The organism is Vibrio sp. 1402 (genome assembly GCF_033340275.1).
The window spans coordinates 1-578 of record NZ_JAWOWE010000500.1; the positions used below are offsets into that span (position 1 = coordinate 1).

Genomic DNA, 578 nt, shown 5'->3' on the forward strand with positions numbered 1-578 from the left:
GTAAAAGAGTTCGGTTCAATTAGCGATTTGGACCTATGTAAAATCTTCGGAGAAACAATTTGGAGTGATGGAAGGGAATACCATTCAGCCGCGTTCTCATTTAAGGTTGATAGACAAACTGGTGACTGTAAGATCTCACAGTACAAACACCAATAAGGCTTAAAAGTTTATGAAGCGGAGTTAGGAAACTGGCTCCGCTTTTTTGATCATGACAATCGTGAAGTCGTGGTCGGAGTAACCCTCGATTAATTGTGCATCTGGGCATAGCCATCGACAATAGCGCAACACCCCCACTTTGTTATGCGATTCTAGCATTCTCATGCTCGGCAGCTTTTCTTCATCGAGTAAGTTAAACACACAGCCTATTCGAGCCGCTCGATACATCTTCTCAATCATTTCAATCGTATGATTGGCATTGCTCGATTTGTAGTTTAATGAACCTGACGCAAACACATAATCACTTTGAGGAAGAACAAGCTTAGAAAAGTCGCCACAAATGAAATTAACAGGCGTTTTAAAGGCTCTCTTTCTGGCCTTTGTGATGAACTGCTTCTGCTGATCAATGCCGACATAGCGCG

General features: G+C 42.4%; 1 protein-coding gene. It reads right to left on the reverse strand.

Features of this window, described 5'->3' with window-relative positions; translation table 11 throughout:
• Window positions 1-180: 180 nt before the first annotated feature.
• Window positions 181-578: class I SAM-dependent methyltransferase (locus R7044_RS26910; protein ID WP_225456192.1), on the reverse strand; the 398-nt coding region annotated here is incomplete at its 5' end.